Raw genomic sequence first — 18,954 nt, forward strand, 5'->3', positions numbered from 1 at the left:
GGTATTCGTGAGTTGGGAATTGTGGTTATAGAAAAACAGGAGCTATCCCATTTTTTTCCAGAGATGCGCGCGTTGATGAATCAATGTCGATTTCATAATTGCAGGCATATCAATGAACCCGGTTGTGTCATTATGGAGGCTGTGGAAGAAGGCGATATTGAGAGTTCCCGCTATGATAGCTACCTCAGTATATATCATAACGAAGATAGTAGAGCTTAATCTTTATAAAAATATAGCGCCTTCTTACATCAGGAAGGGGCTATATTTTTATAAAGCAAGTTAGGCGGCAGCCCTTATTGTATCGCTTGTGTCAAGTTTAAAAAGTCGCGAAGATAGGTACACTCTTTTGACGCGATGGTAAAGAATGGTGTATCTTTATATTGTGTGCTCAATTCTTTGAAGTACCTATTTTGCATTGAAAAGCGGTAAAAAGGATTTTTCAAGGGTGAATCATAATACTGCCAACGTGATTCATTGGTATAAACAAAATCTTTTTGTTCGCATTTGGCCAGCATAAAAGTGCATTTAGCCTTGAATTCTTTATTGGAACTGAGCGCGCGCGCTTTGCTATACCATTCCTTAGCCGATTTAGTCTGTAGGTAGTTTCGTTGCCAATGGAGTGTCGAGGGAGCGTGGTTATCTGTCGATGACCAATCGTAGGATACGATCGACCATGCATTGCCGTAGGTACTTGTCTGATAGATACCTGTAGCCATTTGAAAGTAATACTCCGCTTTTTTCTGATTATCTTTTTCCGTTTTTATCGCATTTTCCAACCGCGCCATCCGTTCAGCATATTTTAGTTTGGTTGTATTTTCCTTTCCGTATTTTTTGGGATAGTCATTTATCGTCACAACAAAGGGGTTGGGTTTGATATCATCTTCATCCGCGCTGTACCAGTTTTTAATTTCCTTTATTTTATGGTCTTTAGGAAGTGCTGCTAAAGTTTTTGCTGCTTTTTGAAAATCCAGTTCGCGCAAATAAGTTGTACCCAGTAATTCGGTGAGATAATCTTTATTGAAATGTTTAATATCCTTCAATAAGAATTTAGATAGGGTGTTCTGTTGGGAATTGTCCGACAATAAATTCCTTATTTTTAACAGGGTTTTAGGTGTAAGGCTATTTTCCCAAAAGTGCATTGTTGTCCACTGCATATTATCTTCCAATGAGTCTTTCACAAAGCCATAGTTGTAAAAAGCATCGGCCTTTACAGCAGCTAAACTAGCCATAGCGGTGTCTTGTGTGTTCAAATAGTGTTTTACAACAAGATTTTGTAGAACGTTCCGGCAGATTAAACTATAGTTGCTGTATTCAAAAGCACTATAACCCCAGTTTTGCTTGCGGATATCTTCTTTACCATCTAGTTTTGCTTTTTCTTCTAACCACGATAAGGTTTTGGTCAATTGAACTTCATCCAGCTGCTTACTGCTTTGCCAGTCCGTTAATTGCGTGAGCAATCGGGTAATTTGCAGCTGATCAATCAATTTTGGACTGAGGTCAGTCTCTTTTATTCCAGCAAGGTATTCTTTTGCTAAAGTATTTTCCTTATTCATCCAACTTAGGTAGGCAGCAGTAATAAGGCCCAATTGGGGTTGAACATATTTTTTGTCGCGATAAAGTTTTAGCGCAAAATTGCGGAGCGAATCCAGATGTAGCTTAACCTTTCCTTTATCGTCATTTTTACTGTAGTAATTATAATTATCGCTACTGAGGTAAAAAGACTCGTTCATTTCTGTTTCTATCTTATTGACTTCGCGTCCTAATAGTACCGCATTTACGGTATTGGCAGGATCGAGCTGATAGCAGTCGCTCAGATATTTCAGGGCATAGTCACTTGTCCCGAAGCCAATGATAGCATTGATGTTGAATCTATCGGCATCATTTTTTGCATATTGAAATATCTCGGCATCGCTGGCTGTAATATAATGGAAATTAGCATACGCGAGGATGCGCCTTTCCGGACTGGCGGTGAATAATTTGGAAAAGAGATAAGCTGCCCTTGCAGGATCACCATTTTTGCGGACAGCCCCCGCATAGTTGGATAGTGCCCAATTGAGGATAGCTTCGTCTCCCTTAGCAGATTGCAGGTACTTTTCATAAATCGTCATGCTCTTGGCGTATTCCTGCCCAAATAGATATAAACGGGCGGCTTGATATGCATAACGGATATAGAGAAAGCTATTTTTGGGGTACTTGGAGATCTGCTGTTCGGCGAGTTCAGCTAATTGTGTGATTTCTTTGAAATTTCGGGTATCCGGATCCCAATAGTTATGTTGAATATTCGTAATGGGTTCCTGCTTTTTGGTGAACATAAAATAAGCACGTTCAGCTTCATGTTTTCCGTCAATCAATGTGCTTAAGAACGTATTTCCTTTAATGGAATCTGGCAGGCTGGTCCAAGCCGATTTTTGTTGATTGCTGGCTAAATTAGCGGTTGCAGCGTTGCTGTTGTACATCAATTGCTCGACATCCTTAACCTTGACCTGTGAACCGAGGTGCTTCACCCAAGTTTCGGCATTAATTAAACTTTCTTTGACTGGTGCTTCCTCCGTATAAAGAAATTGGTAGGGGATGAATTGAAAGGCAGAAAATCCATTGTCCTCCAGATTGGGGAGATAATATGTCGTTTGATTGTCGTAAGGATCCACTTCAGGACCACAGGCGATATTGGTTGCAATCTCTCCAAAGAAGAAAGCTAATGTAGTGCTAGAAAGCAGCAATAATTTTTTGTAATTCGGCATTGCCATGGTTTGCTAGTGTAGCTTGATCTAAATGATAAAAAATAATCCGGTGTTCTTTTCCTTTCAGCTCTCCCTTCAAAAATTTTGCCGTTTGTAGGAGCTCACCCTGATTGATGGATTCAAAACGTATAACATCTCCCTTTTTAAGGTTTGCTTTTGGGAGATCCTTTGTTAAAATATAGAGGTTCGTATTGGGGTTATGGGTAAATAAGGCCGAGTCTTTGATATCCTCTTCGTTGATATGCTTTGAAATACCGATGTAATTATTATTTCTGAAAACGACAAACCACTGAAATAGCGGTAATGCAATATCCATTTCCATCGGATAATTGCGTAATGTTCCGCTTAGGTAAGTCTTGAGGTCCTGTTGATTTAAAATGGAGTTCTGATTGCCAAATTGTCTGAGATTTCCCATATTGTAACACATCAACATGGCTTTTTTCACAGGCGGAATTCCGCTGGTGACCGTATTTTTGACTTGGTGGAGCCGCAGCGTAGCGCTCACGATAACATCTTTTAATGCCGGTAATTGCTGCAAATAGCTGAGCAGATAGAAAAATTTATCACGGGATGTCTTTGTCCAATCGCAGTCCAGTTGGAGTTCGGTAAATTTTTCTTTCCCGGCTTGTTGTATTTTAGCCGTCACAAACGGAACAATCTTATTTGCCAATCCCCTGATCTGCAGGCTATCCATCTCTGCAAAAACACGTTGGTTGACAAATACTACAGGAATCAATTGCTGTTCTTTGGGTATAGGTTGCGTAAACGTAATGGGGCTAATAGGAATGGCTTGTACACCAGATGGATCGAAATCAATATCCATGATGCGGACATAGATAGATTTCGCGTCAATTTCTTTTAAGGATCGGCTTTCTGCGGTATCTAACTGAAATACGGTCTTCCAAAAATAGAAGCCCGTTTCATGCTTTGTTTTGGTGCAGGAACCTAAAAAAAGTAGAGATAGCGGTACAAAAAATAAAAATAGTTGTGTTTTACGCAGCATATTCACCTTATTTAGTCATAATTCAAACAAAATGGGCTTAATTTTGTTTGTTATTCAATAAAATAAAGACGAAATTACAAAGAGATTGTGACTTTATGAAGCCTATTTTCAAATGGATTCTTGGTATTGTAGCGTTTATCCTACTGGCGTTGGCTGGTGGTATTTGGTATTTTAGCAATAAGTGGAAGCCCCTTTTAGATACTAAAATCAAGCAGCTGGTGTCTCAAGCAACGGACAATTTGTATACTATTACATACGACGATATCCACGTCAACCTATTATTAGGCAATATAACAATAGACAATCTGCAGCTCGTCTCAGACAGTTCCGTATATAAAAAGTTGGAGTTGGTCAAAAAAGCACCAGATAACCGCTTTGAAATTTCCATCAATAGGCTGAAAATAAAAAGCTTTGGTATCCGGAGGGTATTGATGGAAAAGGAACTTTTTTTGAATGATATCACTGTCGAAACACCAACGATTCATGTCATCAATGAGGTACACCGTTATAACGATACGGTGAGTAGGGGACCTAAAAAACCATTGTATGAAAAGATAAAGGATAATCTGAAAAAAATTCAGGTTCGGGCTGTCAATTTGAATGATATCGATTTTAAATATACGCAGGTCCAAAAAGGGGTTTATCAAGATTTCGAAGTCAAGAAGGTCAAGGTTCGTATAGATGACGTTTTAATCGATTCGACTTCTGAGCGAGATAAGCAGCGCTTTTATCATACGAAAATGATTGATATTGAGGTGCCTGGTTTTACCTATAAAACTCCAGACGGGTTTTATAAGATAAACTTTGATCAGTTGAAAATCAATAGTAAAAATCGCAATGTCCTGTTGACTAAAGTTGCTTATCAGCCGACGCTGAATAAGGCTGCATATTACCGAAAGAAAGGTGAAGGTGGAAGCTATATGGTGCTGAAAATGGATACTCTGCTTTTGACGGGATTCAATTTTGCCGAGCTATCCCGTGATAAGAAAATATATGCACAAAATGCACGCTTAAAAAATGGTTCTCTTTCGATTTATAGTGATAAACATTATAAAAGCCCACCCACCAGTCAGATTGGAAATGCTCCGCACATGAAATTAATGCAGATGTCGACACGCTTGGGAATTGATTCATTGATTTTAGATAATATAGGAATTACGTATGCTGAAATGAGTGATGAGTATAGTCAAATCGGTACCATTACTTTTGATCACACGTATGGTACGATATTGAATGTGACAAATGATTCGACAAAATTGCTTAAGCAGAAGCTCATGCGTGCAAATTTGAGCAGCAATTTTATGAACGCAGGCAAGCTTTCTACCAACTTCGTTTTTGATATGACCTCTAAAGTTGGGGCCTATACCTACAAGGGCACACTTGGGAAAATGGATCTAACAGTCGTTAATAAAATGATCCGGCCATTGTTAAATGTTGAGGTTAAATCGGGCAATCTCAGTCAGATTACATTTGACATATGGGCCAACGATTACCGTAGTAAAGGGACCTTTAAAATGGATTATGATGATCTCAAAGTTAATATCCTGTCGGAGCCAGGTGATGATGGTCGTCGAGAAAAAAAGGGGCTGCTGTCTTTTATGATTAATCAGGTGTTGTTTAATCCGGGCAATCCGGATTTATACGGTAAATATACGGTAGGGCATATCAATAAGCGCAGGGACCCCAATCATCCATTTTTTAAAGCGATGTGGCAGACTTTGTTGGTTGGAATTAAGCAATGTGTCGGCCTTGGTCCAGAACGGGAAGCTAAATTAATGAACACAGCTGGAAAAGTTGAAAAAGTCGTTGGGGGAATCAGCAAGGCCAAGAAAATGATTTCAAGTATATTTAAGAAGCACAAAACGCCTGAGGAGTTGCTGAAGGAAGAAAAAGAAGATGAGGCCAAAGAGGCGGCAAAGATTGAAGAGAAAAGGAAGCGTGACCGTGAAAAGGCTGAAAAGGAACTCGAGAAAGAAGGGGCGGGAAATTAAAGATCCGTTTCACGTGAAAAGGTTGCCTTGGTTTAGTCGGCGCGCCAAAAAACACAACGGAGATAATTTGTATTTATTGACAGATTTATCTTAGTTTGAGACATTATGATAGATTCGATTTTAAGTTTTATCCGATTTGTTTTCAAATATAAAAATGGGCTTGTAGACAAAATCATGTTCTATGTGAGCATGATTTGTGCTGCAATCGTTATATTTAATGTAGGCTATGTTACTGATCCTGCACTAGGGAAATTGCTGGGTAAAACAATTCATTATCTTTTCTTTGTGCTCTTTTTCATGATTGCTCTCCGCGAGTCATCCTCCATTTACGCACTCAAAAAAATTGCTGTGGAGCATTACTCGGGCTTGGTTATTCTCATTTACTTTGTATTTATTCTTATTGCCCGTTTTGCAGGGTTTGGAGCACTCGCTGTTTTTTCAAGAGAACAGTGGGTTTATCTCGGAATCTATCTAATTTTTATCGCGGAGCTGTCGAAGAGCACACTTTTCTTTGATAATTTTTATTTTAATCCGACCATATTATTTGTCATCAGTTTCCTCGCTCTTATCCTGCTTGGCACGGTACTCTTGATGTTGCCGCGGACCACGGTAGAAGCTCCGTTAAGTTTTGTGGACGCCTTATTTATGGCAACAAGCGCTGTTTGTATCACGGGCTTGTCGGTTGCCGATATTTCAACAAATTTTAGCATGTTCGGACAAACTGTGGTCATTGTCTTGATACAGGTTGGAGGATTAGGTATTATGACATTTACAGGTTTTTTTGGTTATTTTTTTTCGGGTGGATTTTCATTTAAGAATCAATTGATGTTTGGTGAAATTTTAGGTGAAAATAAAGTAGCCTCCGTCATTAAAACCCTATTGACCATGATCTTTATTACGCTGCTGTTTGAATTGCTTGGAGCAATACTGATCTTTAGTACCTTGGAAAGTGCTAATTTTCCAAATTTGGGGAGCATGGTTTTCTTTTCGATCTTTCATTCCATTTCGTCATTCTGTAACGCTGGATTTTCGATTTTATCTGGAGGAATTACCCATGAAGCCTATAAATTCAATTATCCGTTCCAATTGGCATTGTCCTCGCTTTTCATTCTGGGCGGTTTGGGGTTTGGAATAGTATTGAATTTCTACACCTATATGAAAGAATCCATATTGCTTTATTATCACCGATGGATCACAAAGAAAAACTATAAGCATAAAGCATGGAGCTTTAGCTTTAATTCTAAATTGGTGCTGGTCTGTAATGCGATTATTATTGTAGGTGCCACTTTGTTTTTCTATTTCTTAGAGCGAGGGAATACACTTTCTCTTGAAAAGGGAATCGATGGGGAATGGGCGACTTCCTTCTTTATGGCCAATGCGGCACGTTCGGCAGGTTACAATAGTGTTGATTTGAGTTTTGTTGGGCCACCAACTGTTTTTTTGATTATGCTGCTGATGTGGGTCGGGGCCTCCCCCGGATCTACTGGTGGGGGAGTAAAGGTAACTACAGTTGCTGTTTCACTGTTGAATATTGTTTCGCTGGCTAAAGGAAAAGAATATATAGAGATTTTTAAAAGGCGAATAGCAGGCGAGTCTGTTAACAAGGCTTTTGCGATTATTTTATTGTCGTTTTTTGTGGTTGGATTCAGTTTTTTTGTGCTCATTTTTACAGATCCCGATAAGAGTATGAAAGCACTCCTCTTTGAATCACTATCAGCCTATACAACATGTGGATTAAGTTTGGGGATTACACCGTCGCTCAGTACGGGGGGGAAATTAATTATTGCGTTGACAATGCTTGTTGGACGTGTTGGGATGTTGACGCTATTGGTAGCTTTTATTAAAAATACAACCCGGAGAAATATTGTATTTCCGGAAGAAAAAATCTTGTTTTAAGCAGACAAGTGACCGTTTTGGCTAAATTTGATGGCTTTATCAGCGGAATATGAGCATATAAATTGAAAGATAGCTTGGAATTAAAGGTAAATTTATTTTAGTTTGAGATATGAAGTATATTGTTTTAGGATTGGGGCATTTTGGACGTTCTTTAGGGGTACATCTTACTGAACTCGGGCATGAGGTGATTGGTGCCGACCGAAATCTCAGTATCGTTGAACAATTAAAGGACAAGATAACGCACACGGTATGCCTAGATACCACCGACCGAGAAGCGGTATCGTCATTACCGCTTAAAGATGCTCATGCTGTCATTGTTGCAATAGGAGAGGATGAGGGAGCTTCGCTCATGACCGTGGCGCTCTTAAAACAGTTGAAAGTTAAACGCATCATTGGTCGAATTGTTTCAGATTTACAAAAAACTGTGTTGGAGGCCATGGAAATCAATGAATATATCATGCCGGAAGAAGAGGCTGCTGAGCGGTTGGCAATGCGTTTAGACAATATTGATATCGTCGATTCGTTTAAAGTCTCGGATAAATACTCTATTGTCGAGACTAAAGTTCCGGCGCGTTACGTGGGGATGACCTTGCGTGAAGCGAACCTGACGAATTTATACAAGGTGATCGTCTTAACCACCGTGAAAATTACAGAAATGAAAAAGGATGGTGTGACTAAAGAACAAAAAGAAGCTTCAGGAATTGCCGCATCGGAAACGATCATGGAAGAGGGTGATATTTTGGTTGTTTTTGGTGAGCTATCCAATATTAATAAGTTAATTCAAAAAGGAGAATAAAATATGTTATTGACAACAACAGGTACTATTGAGGGACACCAAATTGAACGCTATTTGGGAATAGTCTCTTCCGAAGTGGTTCTGGGGGCAAATGCAATCAAGGATATGATGGCGGGTTTCCGCGATTTTTTTGGCGGAAGATCCAACTCTTATGAACGCGCATTCCAGGAAACCCGTGAAGCAGCGCTGCGTGAACTTGAAGACCGTGCACGCGCCTTGGGCGCTGATGCGGTCGTTGGGGTTCGACTGGACTTCCAGACGGTAGGAACAGGAGGAATGATGATGGTGGGCGCAACGGGAACGGCGGTAAAAATGAGATCTTAATTACAAGGGGGCAAAAAATTTTGCTCCCTTTTTTATGTGTCCCTCGCTAAGGCAACATTTCAGCTATTGAGTGCCCAAAGGCTTGGCCCGGTTTTTCTAGATACCTTCTATTTATGTATTTAAAAGGAAGAGCGATCGATTGCCGAGTCAATACAGCTAACACCTTGCTGTTAACAGGACACTGAGCGATAATTATAATTGTATATAAAAACAAATTTATCTAAGTTTGGCTTTTAAGACTTTTAAACAACCTAAGAAGGTAAATGAAATCATCGAGATTTATCAAACCGCATATAATGTGTTCATAGATACAACGAAAAGCAAGTTATGAATGAACGATTATTTGGTAAGTTGAATAAATTAGATATATTCATCACCTTAAAATGACAAATTTATACGGATGAAAAATTGGTTTAAGGCGAATTCAGCACATTTGATCGTTATTGCGATATTTATTGCGCTCGTATTTTTTTATTTTACCCCTGTTTGGCAAGGAAAAACACTGGCGCAGTCGGATGTGGTACAGGCGCAGGCGGCGCAGAAGGAATTATTTGATTTTAAGGCAAAGGATGGTAAAGCGCCCTTATGGACTAACTCGATGTTTGGCGGAATGCCGACTTATCAAATTTGGCAAGAAAATGAGAATAACATTGGTACCTATTTCTTAAAAGCCGTTAAGTTCGCCTTTCCGAGCCCAATGGATACGGTGCTATTTTATTTGTTGGGGGCTTATTTCCTTTTTAGTGTCTTACGGATCAAACCCTGGCTTGCCGCAGTCGGCGCAATAGCCATTGCATTTACATCCTATAATTTTATTTATATTGAAGCTGGGCATATAACAAGGGCCAATGCAATCGCATTTATTCCGCCTGTTATTGCTGCGGTTATTATGTGTTACCGGGGAAGTAAATTGTGGGGGCCTGTATTATTGGCGTTGTTTCTTTCGCTGGAAATTCGCGTCAATCACTTACAGACAACCTATTATCTGTTGATTGTCCTCATGGTATACGTGATTTTCACGTTCATCGATGCACTTAAACAAAAGCAATTAAAAGGTTTTTTTATAGCTTCAGGAAGGCAGATTATTGCAGTGGTCATCGCTTTGATGGTAAATGCATCTATTTTATTGCCGACTTGGGAATATAGTAAATTAAGTACGCGTGGGCATGCCAATATCACGAAGGTTGATAACAACAATGCTAAAGAGAAAGGGCTTGATAAAGAATATGCCTATGAGTGGAGCCAAGGGATTGGTGAAACCATTACCTTTTTAATTCCGAATGCCTATGGTGGTTCAACTGGAGGACAATTGGACGAGAAATCACATGTCGCTAAGTTCTTAATGGAACGAGGAGGGGCGTCGGAGATTCAAGCTGGCCAGATGGCGCAAGGCATGCCAACCTATTGGGGCGACAAACGTTTTACTTCGGGACCATGGTATTTTGGGGCAGGAGTTTTCTTCCTATTTGTGTTGGGCCTTGTTATTGTCAAGGATCGCTTCAAGTGGTGGATTTTGGCAACAACCATTTTAGCATTGCTTTTGTCATTTGGAAAAAACTTTACCCTTGTATCGGATCTGTTCTTTGACTATTTCCCCATGTACAATAAGTTTAGGGCTGTTGAATCTATTCTTGTTGTGGTTTCTATTACAGTGCCAATGATGGCGATTATGGCATTAAATGAACTGTTAACACGTGCTAAGGAGATACCAAACTTAGATAAAAAAATCTTATATACTTTTATTGGAGTCGGTGGAGTCTGTCTGTTGATTGCCATAATGCCGGATCTCTTTTTGAATTTTGGAAATGCGGGGCATAGCAATTTGGTAGAAATGTTAGAGCGTCAAATCGGTGATAAGGCCTTTGCGACAGAGTTGGCAAACCAGTTGGTTCTGGATCGCAAAGATATCGCGAGTAAAGATGCCTACCGTTCTTTTTTCATTGTTTTGCTGACCTTTGGATTCGTTTGGGTCTTTTTAAAGAAAAAACTGAGCGAGGGTGTATTATTAGGGGCTTTGCTCGTCTTATTCCTGTTTGATTTATGGAGTGTAGATAAGCGCTTCTTGAATGATAAATCTTTTATGGAGAAGGGGGCTACAGCACAGCAAGTATTCCAACAACGGGAAGTGGATCAATTGATCTTAATGGATAAAGATCCAAGCTACCGCGTGCTTGACTTGACTTCGGATCCGTTTTCGGATGCCCGGCCGTCCTACTTCCATAAATCCTTAGGCGGATACCATGCAGCAAAATTAATGCGTTTCCAGGAAATTTTGGAAAATCAATTTAATGGCGCCCTTAACGAAGATGTATTGGATATGTTCAACGTGCGTTATTTGATTACGACAGATCCTCAGAATCAGTCACAACGAATTGTAAGAAGAAGTACAGCTGCAGGGAATGCTTGGTTTGTAGATCGGGTAAGTTTTGTGAAAGGAAACGCCGAAGAAATGCAGGCAATTAGTTCTTTTGATCCACATAAGGAGGCCTTTGTGAATCAACAATATCAAAATGAGATTAAGGCTAAAACATCGACTGCTTCAACGACAGGGGAGATTAAGTTGACCTCCTACCATCCCGATAAAATGCAATATGAATATACAGTTGCCAATGACGCTTTTGCTGTATTTTCTGAAGTATTTTACGATAAAGGATGGAAAGCTTATGTGGATGGAAAAGAAACGCCAATTATTCGTGCGGACTATATCTTAAGGGCACTGCAGTTACCTGCGGGAACGCATAAGGTAGAGTTTGTTTTTGATCCAGAGTCACACAAATTGGGTAATTTATTGACTTTAATCTCGTCTATTGTTCTTGTATTGGGAATAGGGACGGCGATATATTTCTCCTTTAAAGGGAATAAAAAAGAAACAGCGGCTTAGCTGCTGTTTCTTTTCGAATTGTTTGAGCTTTAGAATAATTTGAGCTGCGGGTCGGTTATTCTAAAGCTCTTTCTATGATGCGGCGTAGACCCATGCGCCAATACAGCTGATCTGTGTTTAACTGTTGGGTACCCTTTGTTGTTGAGCCAGTCGTAGTGGGGATAATCCACAGCAATGTTGTCCATATATTCATCCCGATAAGTTTTGGCCAGAATTGAAGCGGCTGCGATCGACAGATACTTGCCATCCCCCTTGACGATACATGTATGCGGAATCTGTTGATAGGGAATAAACTTATTTCCGTCAACGATGATATACTCCGCTTTGGTCTTTAAGAGATCAAGCGCCTTGTGCATGGCTAAGTAGCTTGCATTATGGATGTTTATGCGATCTATTTCTTCAGCCGAAACACTAGCAACAGCAAATGCGAGAGCTTCGCGTTCGATAATTGGCCGCAATATCATCCTTTTTTTCTCACTAAGTTGTTTGGAGTCGTTAAGGAGATCGTGGTAATAGTCTGTTGGGAAAATTACAGCTGCCGCGAAAACAGGTCCCGCCAAACAACCCCTGCCTGCTTCGTCACAACCCGCCTCTATCCACTGCTCCTGATAATATGATAATAACATGTTCCGCCCTTAAAATAGCCGAAAATACAAATAAATTTACACTAATCTATTGTAACTTCTGTGTGAATATTGGCCATTTACATTAATTAACACTAATAATGTCTTCTTTTGTAAAGATTTAGAGCACTGAACTATTAATGCTGAAGTAATTTTCATTGGCAAAACAAAAGTTTGTTCTGGTGTAGGCCATATGGTTTCAACATTAAACTTGAGCAATAATTTTAGTGTCGAAGATTTATCAATTATAGAAATATAAAAATACGTGTTATGAGAGGCTTTATGCTTTTTTTGTTTAGTATGCTGATGGGATGGACCGTTTATGGCCAGACGAAGAGCGTGCAGGGAATCTTGAAAGATGACAAGAATCGAATTGTCGCCGGTGCAACGGTGAAGTTGACATCAAAGTTGGATTCCATGACTACAGGATCCAATATGGCGGGGATTTTTATCTTTGATAAGATCAAATCCGATACCTTTAAAATTACCGTTTCAAACTTAGGCTTCGAGCGTTTTGAAAAGGAATTTAGTATTCCCAAAGGCGAGTCAAAATATATAATTCCAAGTTTAACTTTACAACAGAATTCACAGATGCTGCAGGAAGTTGTGGTTGATGGTGTCCCTACTGTCGTTGTTAAAAGTGATACCCTGGAATACACCATGAAAGATCTAAAGCTCCGCGATGGCGCCGTTGCGGAAGACGCTTTGAAGAAGTTGCAAGGCGTAGAGGTTGATAAAGACGGTAATGTAACGGCACAAGGTGAATCCGTAAAACGGGTTCGTATTAATGGTAAGGACTTTTTTGGTGGAGATGTAAAGACTGCTACCCAAAATCTACCTGCAAATATTATCCAAAAGATGCAGGTCATTGATGATTATGGTGATATGGCCAATGTCACTGGCAATAAAAACGGTGATTCGGAAAAGGTATTAAATATCCAGATTGACCCCAAATACAATACGGGACACATGACTACACTACGAGCAGGCGTGGGAACCGAAGACCGTTACCAAGCTACAGGGATGTGGATGGGAATGCGTGAAGGTGAACAAATTTCGGTGCTGGGGAATTTGAATAATACCAATGCCCCCTTATTCGATTTTAGTACTGTAGGCGGTGGTGCACGTCGTGGCCAAGGTGGCGGTGGCCGTCGCGGTGGCGGCATGTTTGGTGGATCGGACGGTTTGACAAAAATTGGTTCCATAGGACTGAATTACCGCAAAGACTTTAATGATAAACTGACTGTTTACGGTAGCTATAGTTTTAGCCATAGCAACAATACAACGCTATCCCAACGTTTTCAGGAAAATACACTGCCTAATATCATGCAGACGGACAGTGTGACATCCAATTCGAACACGGTTGGCGATAGCCATCGTTTCGAAGCAAATGTCGAATGGAAGCCTACAACGAAAGATTATATCAAAATATCACCTCAGTTTGGTTACGACAAGAGCGATGCAACGACAGGTACGAATTCGCTCACGTATCGTAGTAGTGTATTTAATAATTCTCAGGCGCAAGATATTGTTGCCAATTCCACTGCACCGCGATTTGGGATTAGCGGGTTGTATAATCATAAATTTAATGATAAAGGAAGGAATGTTTTTGTAAACATGAACTTCAATAATGCAAAAACAACGAAAGATCAGAATGCCATTCTAGATAGGTTGTTGGCCGATCCCAACAATGCAAATGCTCCCTTAGATTCGATCTATGAGAAGACGATTCTGGAAGCAAATAATAAAAGTTGGAATGGAGGCGCTTCGGTGAATTATACTGAACCTGTCTCCGAGAAAGGAAAAGTAGAGTTTACCTATGATTTCAACAAAAATAAGTATGATAATTCGAACAAACAGCAGGGGTTCGATCGTGATGGAAACTTAATTGCGGAGGACCCGAAGTTGAATTTTGATTACAATTACGATTATTCCTTCACAACACATAAAATAGGCGCAAACTATTTGTATAGTGGCGATAAAATAACCTATTCCATTGGAGCAGCAGCTCAACCTTCCCAATTAAGAGGAGATGCGATCAGTTCAGGCTTAGTCGTTCCAATTCATCGCAACAATATGAACTGGATGCCTATTGCACGTTTTGAGTATAAATTTTCGAGACAGTCCAATATCTCTGTCAATTATTCGGGAACACCGAATGAGCCTTCAGTAACGCAGATCTTGCCCTTTGATATGAGTACAAACCGGACCAGTATCGTAATCGGTAACGCCAATCTGAATCCGGAATTTAGCCATCAATTGAATGTACGGTTCCGTAAAAATGATTTTCAAAAAGGAAATAACTTCTTTGCGTTTGTTAATGCCGGCTTGACTAACAACAAGATTGTGAGCTTGAGCAAAAGCTATTTTGATGATTTAATGGACTATCAAACTGGACAAACAAATTCTACGTTAGTTTCTGAAACCCGCTACTTGAATGAAACAAGCGATAAACCATTTAATGTGAGTTCTTTTTATCATTACGGAAAGTCATTGAAAGAAAAAACATATAATATTATGTTAATGGGAGGGGTGTCCTACAATAAAAATATTGGATATGTTTCCACGGAGAAAGATGATAACATCGGTCAAAAGAACGTCGCCCGGAATATTGTATTAAATCAAGGTTTAATGTTTAGATACAACCCTTCGGAGAATTTGGAAATCAATCCGGGAGTACGCTACCAATTTAATCATACGGAGAATTCATTGACAAATCGTACGACGAATGTTTCTTCTTGGACACCCACATTGATTGGCTCTGTTAACATCACAAAAACAACCATTTTCGGAGCGGATCTATCGAAGCAATTCAATAGTGGTTATGGAGCCGGTATCAATGCAAACCCGTTTGTCATCAATACGTACCTTGAGCAGAAGTTCTTGAGTCAACAACGTGGTACAGTACGTTTACAAGCATTTGACTTATTGAATCAGCAAACGAATGTTTCCCGGACAGTGAGTGAATCTATGATTACGGATAGCCGTACCAACCGTTTGGGACGATATTTTATGATTTTGTTTACATACAAGTTCCAAAAATTCGCCATGGGAAACCCTGAAGGCGAGAACAGATTCCCAGGGGGGATGAGACCTCCGCGCATGTAATTTGAATAATCTTATTGCGATAGGATATAAAAACGGTCATAGTGATTTCGCTATGACCGTTTTGCGTTTAAAAATGCCTAGTTTTGTGACGGCTTCATGTGACCCTACGGTTTGAAGATTGAGCAAAGTGGCAAAAAATGATAGATTATATATTTTTTGTCGGAGAAGATGGTTAAGGTTAGTGGGCGCGCAAAAATAGATAAACTAAAAGAAGCTACAGCAAGTTTGTACTGCATGGAATACGAAATTATTAGACTTTCAAACGGAATACGCGTAGTATTTCAATATCAGAATTTACCGGTTACACATGTATGCATGGTAATCAACGCCGGGTCTCGGGATGAGACTGTGGGGAAGTTCGGTGTTGCCCATTTTATTGAGCATCTACTATTTAAGCGGACGGAAAGACGTTCTACACAGCAGATTATAAATCATTTGGAATCGGTTGGGGGAGATTTGAATGCCTATACAACGAAGGAATATACTTGCGTCCATGCGTCTATACTTCGTCCTTATTTAGATCGTGCATTAGATCTTTTTGAGGACATCTTTTTTCACTCCACTTTCCCCGAAACAGAAATGGATAAGGAGAAGTCTGTAATCGTAGATGAAATGGCTTCTTACTTGGATAGTCCCGAAGAGTCAATCGTTGACGATTTCGAAGACCTTATATTTCAGGGCTCCGGATTGGGACACAATATTCTGGGATTGGAGGATCAGCTCCTTGCATTACAAAAGAACGATATCGACGATTTTATGCGGGGAAATTACGATACCAATGAAATGGTTATCGGTATCACCGGCAATTATAGCCTCAAAGAGGTTGAGAAATTGCTGCACAAGATCTTTGGTGGGGTTCCAGCAAATAGAATTATGCGGATCAGAAATGATGTCAATCCGATTATTGAACAGCATATTGCTGTTGCAAAACCAATTAATCAGGTTCATTACATGCTTGGATCTTTGGCATATGGTTATCGTGATGAGCGTAAGACAGGGCTATTGCTTTTGAACAATATGCTTGGTGGCATGGGAATGGGGTCTATTCTGAATCTGTCTATTCGGGAGAAATATGGAATTGCCTACACGATAGAATCGAACTATACGATATTCTCGGATACAGGTTTGTTTAGTATCTACCTTGGTACAGATGAGGAAAAAGTGGAGAAGGCTAAAAAACTTGTCTTTAAAGAACTTGCTAAGATGTGTGAACAGCCACTTTCCGAGACGAAGATTAAGAAAGCAAAGCAAAAATTCATCGGACAAATTGCCCTAACAGAAGAGAACCGTATGAGCATGATTATATCAGCGGCAAAAAATGTGATGGACTATGATCGTGTTATCTTATTGGATGAAGTCATTGAAAAGATTCAGCACTTGACGAGTACAGAGTTGCTGGAAATAGCACAAGATGTATTTGATCCGAAGAAGATGTTGTCGCTTAGTTTTGTTCCCGAAGATTGAATTTAAGGCCCTACAATATTCCGTAAGAGGTAGTGGATCGATCGGCCAAGAATAGGAATAATAGCTGGCTGAAATGAATTTATATTGCATATAAAAAGCAATTTATCTAAGTTTGCGCTTAGGGGAATTCGTTCTCATCAACCATTGACTGCAAAAGGCAGATTCAATACCTATGGTAGCAGACAAATAAACGAATAAAAAATATAAGGGATGAAAACAGCATATGTATTTCCTGGTCAAGGAGCCCAATTTGTTGGAATGGGGCAGGACCTGTATAACTTAAATGATGAAACGAAAGCTTTGTTCGAACAGGCTAACGATATTTTAGGATTCCGTATTACGGATATTATGTTTTCCGGTACAGACGAGGAGTTGAAACAGACCAAAGTAACTCAACCGGCTATTTTCTTACATTCGGTCATTTTGGCAAAAGCATTGGGAGAGTCTTTTCAACCGGATATGGTTGCAGGCCACTCATTGGGTGAGTTCTCAGCCTTGGTAGCAGCAGGAGCATTGAGCTTTGGAGATGGCTTGAAATTGGTTGCACAACGCGCCAATGCGATGCAAAAAGCATGTGAGCTTCAGCCTTCAACGATGGCTGCGATATTAGGTCTGGAAGATGCTATAGTGGAAGATATCTGTGCTAAAGTTGATGACGTTGTTGTGGCAGCGAATTATAACTGTCCCGGACAATTGGTGATTTCGGGATCTATTGAAGGGGTGGATAAAGCTTGTGCTTTATTGACCGAGGCTGGTGCTAAGCGCGCATTAAAGCTAAATGTGGGTGGAGCATTTCACTCACCATTGATGGAATCTGCCAAAGTGGAATTGCAAGCGGCTATAGAAGCTGTAGATATTTTGTCGCCTAGCTGTCCGATTTATCAAAATATCGATGCCAAACCACAGACAGATCCAGCGGTTATAAAACAAAATCTGATTGCGCAATTGACTGGCGCTGTACGATGGACGCAGACGGTACAAAATATGTTGGCCGATGGTGCAACAGCTTTTGTAGAAGTTGGCCCAGGCAATGTATTGCAAGGCTTAGTAAAGAAAGTCGACCGTCAGGTGCAGACTTCTGCGGCTTCAGTGACCGCGTAACATAATATTCAGTATAAAAAAGGAATTATTTTGCTGTGCCCTCAAAAAGTGTCCAACTTTTTGAGGGCATTTTTTATGAACGAAAAATCGGAATCACATTAAGAATTACCTGTAAAAATGGATAAGACATAGCGATCAGTTTCGGAGATTACTCGGTGCTTCTTCGGTGCTTGTTCGGAGCTCGTTCGGTACTTCTTCGGTTGCAAGCGAAGAAACACCGAACGAGCTCCGATCGATATCCGTTTTTTAACCGAGAGAATGCAGAATCAACTAGGAGCGTAAAAACTATTTGTCCTTAAACATACTATAGTGATCTTTCATGACCTGCAGCACGAAGTCGTTGGGAGTCATTTTTTCAGGATGTTTGACTTCCATAACCGCTTCAAGACGCTGTACCAAAGCTGTTAAAATTCCTACATCTCTTCTGTCAAAAGCTGTTTGATAGATCTCTTTGACCGAATTGGCATCCTTGTCGCTCAATTTGATAACCTGCGGAAATAAAATTGGATGATTGTCAAAAGTCTCTTCGTAGATTGTGTCGCTCAATTTTAAAGTAGGTTTGAGGCTTATAACCGAAGTTTCCGCGGCAATATCTCCAATGCGTTGTCCATTTTTGGATAAAACGATCGAAGTAATGGCGACACCGCCCATCGTCATCCAAATATCTACGATAGATAGGCTCCATCTGGACAAGTATTGATAAAAGTTGGCCCGCGAACCGTCAAGTTTAACGACCTTTATTTTCATGATCTTCTTGCCTACTGTCTGACCGCCAAAGGCAGTTTCGGTAATCAATGTATAAAAAAACGCGGGCAACGTCAATGCCATCATAATACCATAAAAGAGATAAGGATCTCCGCTGGTGCTATTTATACTGTCCAATAGGAAAAAGCAAAAGAAATAATAACAGACTATAATAAAATAATCTATTGCAAAAGCGATCATTCTTGAACCAAGACTGGCAAGATTATATTCGATTTTTACATTTTGTGCTGTATTTATCTCAAGCTTATTCATATGTAAATT

The 18,954-nt window shown here is 40.0% G+C and carries 12 protein-coding genes and 1 pseudogene; 9 read left to right on the plus strand and 4 right to left on the minus strand.

Translation table 11 applies throughout. The annotated features are described in order from the left end of the window. Positions 1–219, plus strand: a pseudogene (locus AAW12_RS07745) (ribosome small subunit-dependent GTPase A); the annotation flags it as partial. A gap of 74 nt (positions 220–293) precedes the next feature. Here AAW12_RS07745 and AAW12_RS07750 read toward each other — a convergent pair. Beyond that, positions 294–2,747 carry a hypothetical protein gene (locus AAW12_RS07750; protein ID WP_046673049.1) on the minus strand — a complete coding sequence of 818 codons (2,454 nt, stop codon included), beginning with the start codon at positions 2,745–2,747 and terminating at the stop codon, positions 294–296. Then, positions 2,707–3,744 (minus strand): hypothetical protein, encoded by a 1,038-nt coding sequence (locus AAW12_RS07755; RefSeq protein ID WP_046673050.1) that lies wholly within the window; start codon positions 3,742–3,744, stop codon positions 2,707–2,709. Before AAW12_RS07755 ends, AAW12_RS07750 begins: the two co-directional genes overlap by 41 nt. A gap of 95 nt (positions 3,745–3,839) precedes the next feature. On the opposite strand from AAW12_RS07755, the gene AAW12_RS07760 reads away from it, so the two are divergent. From AAW12_RS07760 to AAW12_RS07780, 5 genes are all read left to right on the plus strand, one after another. Then, positions 3,840–5,735, plus strand: coding sequence for a hypothetical protein (locus AAW12_RS07760; protein WP_053003576.1), 1,896 nt, complete (start codon positions 3,840–3,842; stop codon positions 5,733–5,735). Positions 5,736–5,840: 105 nt separating this feature from the next. Next, complete coding sequence (locus AAW12_RS07765) at positions 5,841–7,631, plus strand: TrkH family potassium uptake protein (RefSeq protein ID WP_231585228.1); 1,791 nt, start codon at positions 5,841–5,843, stop codon at positions 7,629–7,631. A 109-nt stretch (positions 7,632–7,740) separates the two neighbouring features. After that, positions 7,741–8,427, plus strand: coding sequence for a potassium channel family protein (locus AAW12_RS07770; protein WP_046673051.1), 687 nt, complete (start codon positions 7,741–7,743; stop codon positions 8,425–8,427). 3 nt (positions 8,428–8,430) lie between these two features. Next, entirely contained in the window at positions 8,431–8,751 is a 321-nt protein-coding gene (locus AAW12_RS07775; RefSeq protein WP_046673052.1) for a YbjQ family protein, read from the plus strand. Between the two features lie 400 nt (positions 8,752–9,151). After that, complete coding sequence (locus tag AAW12_RS07780; RefSeq protein WP_046673053.1) at positions 9,152–11,632, plus strand: YfhO family protein; 2,481 nt, start codon at positions 9,152–9,154, stop codon at positions 11,630–11,632. Between the two features lie 29 nt (positions 11,633–11,661). Here AAW12_RS07780 and AAW12_RS07785 read toward each other — a convergent pair whose 3' ends face one another. Continuing rightward, positions 11,662–12,258: a ribonuclease HII gene (locus AAW12_RS07785; RefSeq protein ID WP_046673054.1), complete on the minus strand. Its 597-nt coding sequence runs from the start codon at positions 12,256–12,258 to the stop codon at positions 11,662–11,664. 267 nt (positions 12,259–12,525) lie between these two features. Between AAW12_RS07785 and AAW12_RS07790 the strand changes: the two genes are divergently transcribed. From AAW12_RS07790 to fabD, 3 genes are all read left to right on the plus strand, one after another. Continuing rightward, the gene (locus AAW12_RS07790) at positions 12,526–15,363 is read left to right on the plus strand and encodes an outer membrane beta-barrel protein (RefSeq protein ID WP_156167579.1); all 2,838 of its coding nucleotides are present in this window, start codon (positions 12,526–12,528) and stop codon (positions 15,361–15,363) included. 234 nt (positions 15,364–15,597) lie between these two features. Further along, positions 15,598–16,827: a M16 family metallopeptidase gene (locus AAW12_RS07795; protein WP_046673152.1), complete on the plus strand. Its 1,230-nt coding sequence runs from the start codon at positions 15,598–15,600 to the stop codon at positions 16,825–16,827. Positions 16,828–17,037: 210 nt separating this feature from the next. Next, complete coding sequence (gene fabD, locus AAW12_RS07800) at positions 17,038–17,928, plus strand: ACP S-malonyltransferase (protein WP_046673056.1); 891 nt, start codon at positions 17,038–17,040, stop codon at positions 17,926–17,928. Between the two features lie 285 nt (positions 17,929–18,213). Here the strand turns inward: fabD and AAW12_RS07805 are convergent, their stop codons facing one another. Then, positions 18,214–18,945 (minus strand): RDD family protein, encoded by a 732-nt coding sequence (locus tag AAW12_RS07805; RefSeq protein ID WP_046673057.1) that lies wholly within the window; start codon positions 18,943–18,945, stop codon positions 18,214–18,216. Between the last annotated feature and the right edge of the window lie 9 nt (positions 18,946–18,954).

Origin of the sequence: Sphingobacterium sp. Ag1, from assembly GCF_000988325.1 — a bacterium.
GTDB lineage: Bacteria > Bacteroidota > Bacteroidia > Sphingobacteriales > Sphingobacteriaceae > Sphingobacterium.

What these genes read in the sequence shown, in the direction of transcription:
- AAW12_RS07750 (WP_046673049.1), bottom strand. Translation starts at nt 2,747, where the DNA reads ATGGCAATGCCGAATTACAAAAAATTATTGCTGCTTTCTAGCACTACA.
- AAW12_RS07755 (WP_046673050.1), bottom strand. Translation starts at nt 3,744, where the DNA reads ATGCTGCGTAAAACACAACTATTTTTATTTTTTGTACCGCTATCTCTA.
- AAW12_RS07760 (WP_053003576.1), top strand. Translation starts at nt 3,840, where the DNA reads ATGAAGCCTATTTTCAAATGGATTCTTGGTATTGTAGCGTTTATCCTA.
- AAW12_RS07765 (WP_231585228.1), top strand. Translation starts at nt 5,841, where the DNA reads ATGATAGATTCGATTTTAAGTTTTATCCGATTTGTTTTCAAATATAAA.
- AAW12_RS07770 (WP_046673051.1), top strand. Translation starts at nt 7,741, where the DNA reads ATGAAGTATATTGTTTTAGGATTGGGGCATTTTGGACGTTCTTTAGGG.
- AAW12_RS07775 (WP_046673052.1), top strand. Translation starts at nt 8,431, where the DNA reads ATGTTATTGACAACAACAGGTACTATTGAGGGACACCAAATTGAACGC.
- AAW12_RS07780 (WP_046673053.1), top strand. Translation starts at nt 9,152, where the DNA reads ATGAAAAATTGGTTTAAGGCGAATTCAGCACATTTGATCGTTATTGCG.
- AAW12_RS07785 (WP_046673054.1), bottom strand. Translation starts at nt 12,258, where the DNA reads ATGTTATTATCATATTATCAGGAGCAGTGGATAGAGGCGGGTTGTGAC.
- AAW12_RS07790 (WP_156167579.1), top strand. Translation starts at nt 12,526, where the DNA reads ATGAGAGGCTTTATGCTTTTTTTGTTTAGTATGCTGATGGGATGGACC.
- AAW12_RS07795 (WP_046673152.1), top strand. Translation starts at nt 15,598, where the DNA reads ATGGAATACGAAATTATTAGACTTTCAAACGGAATACGCGTAGTATTT.
- fabD (WP_046673056.1), top strand. Translation starts at nt 17,038, where the DNA reads ATGAAAACAGCATATGTATTTCCTGGTCAAGGAGCCCAATTTGTTGGA.
- AAW12_RS07805 (WP_046673057.1), bottom strand. Translation starts at nt 18,945, where the DNA reads ATGAATAAGCTTGAGATAAATACAGCACAAAATGTAAAAATCGAATAT.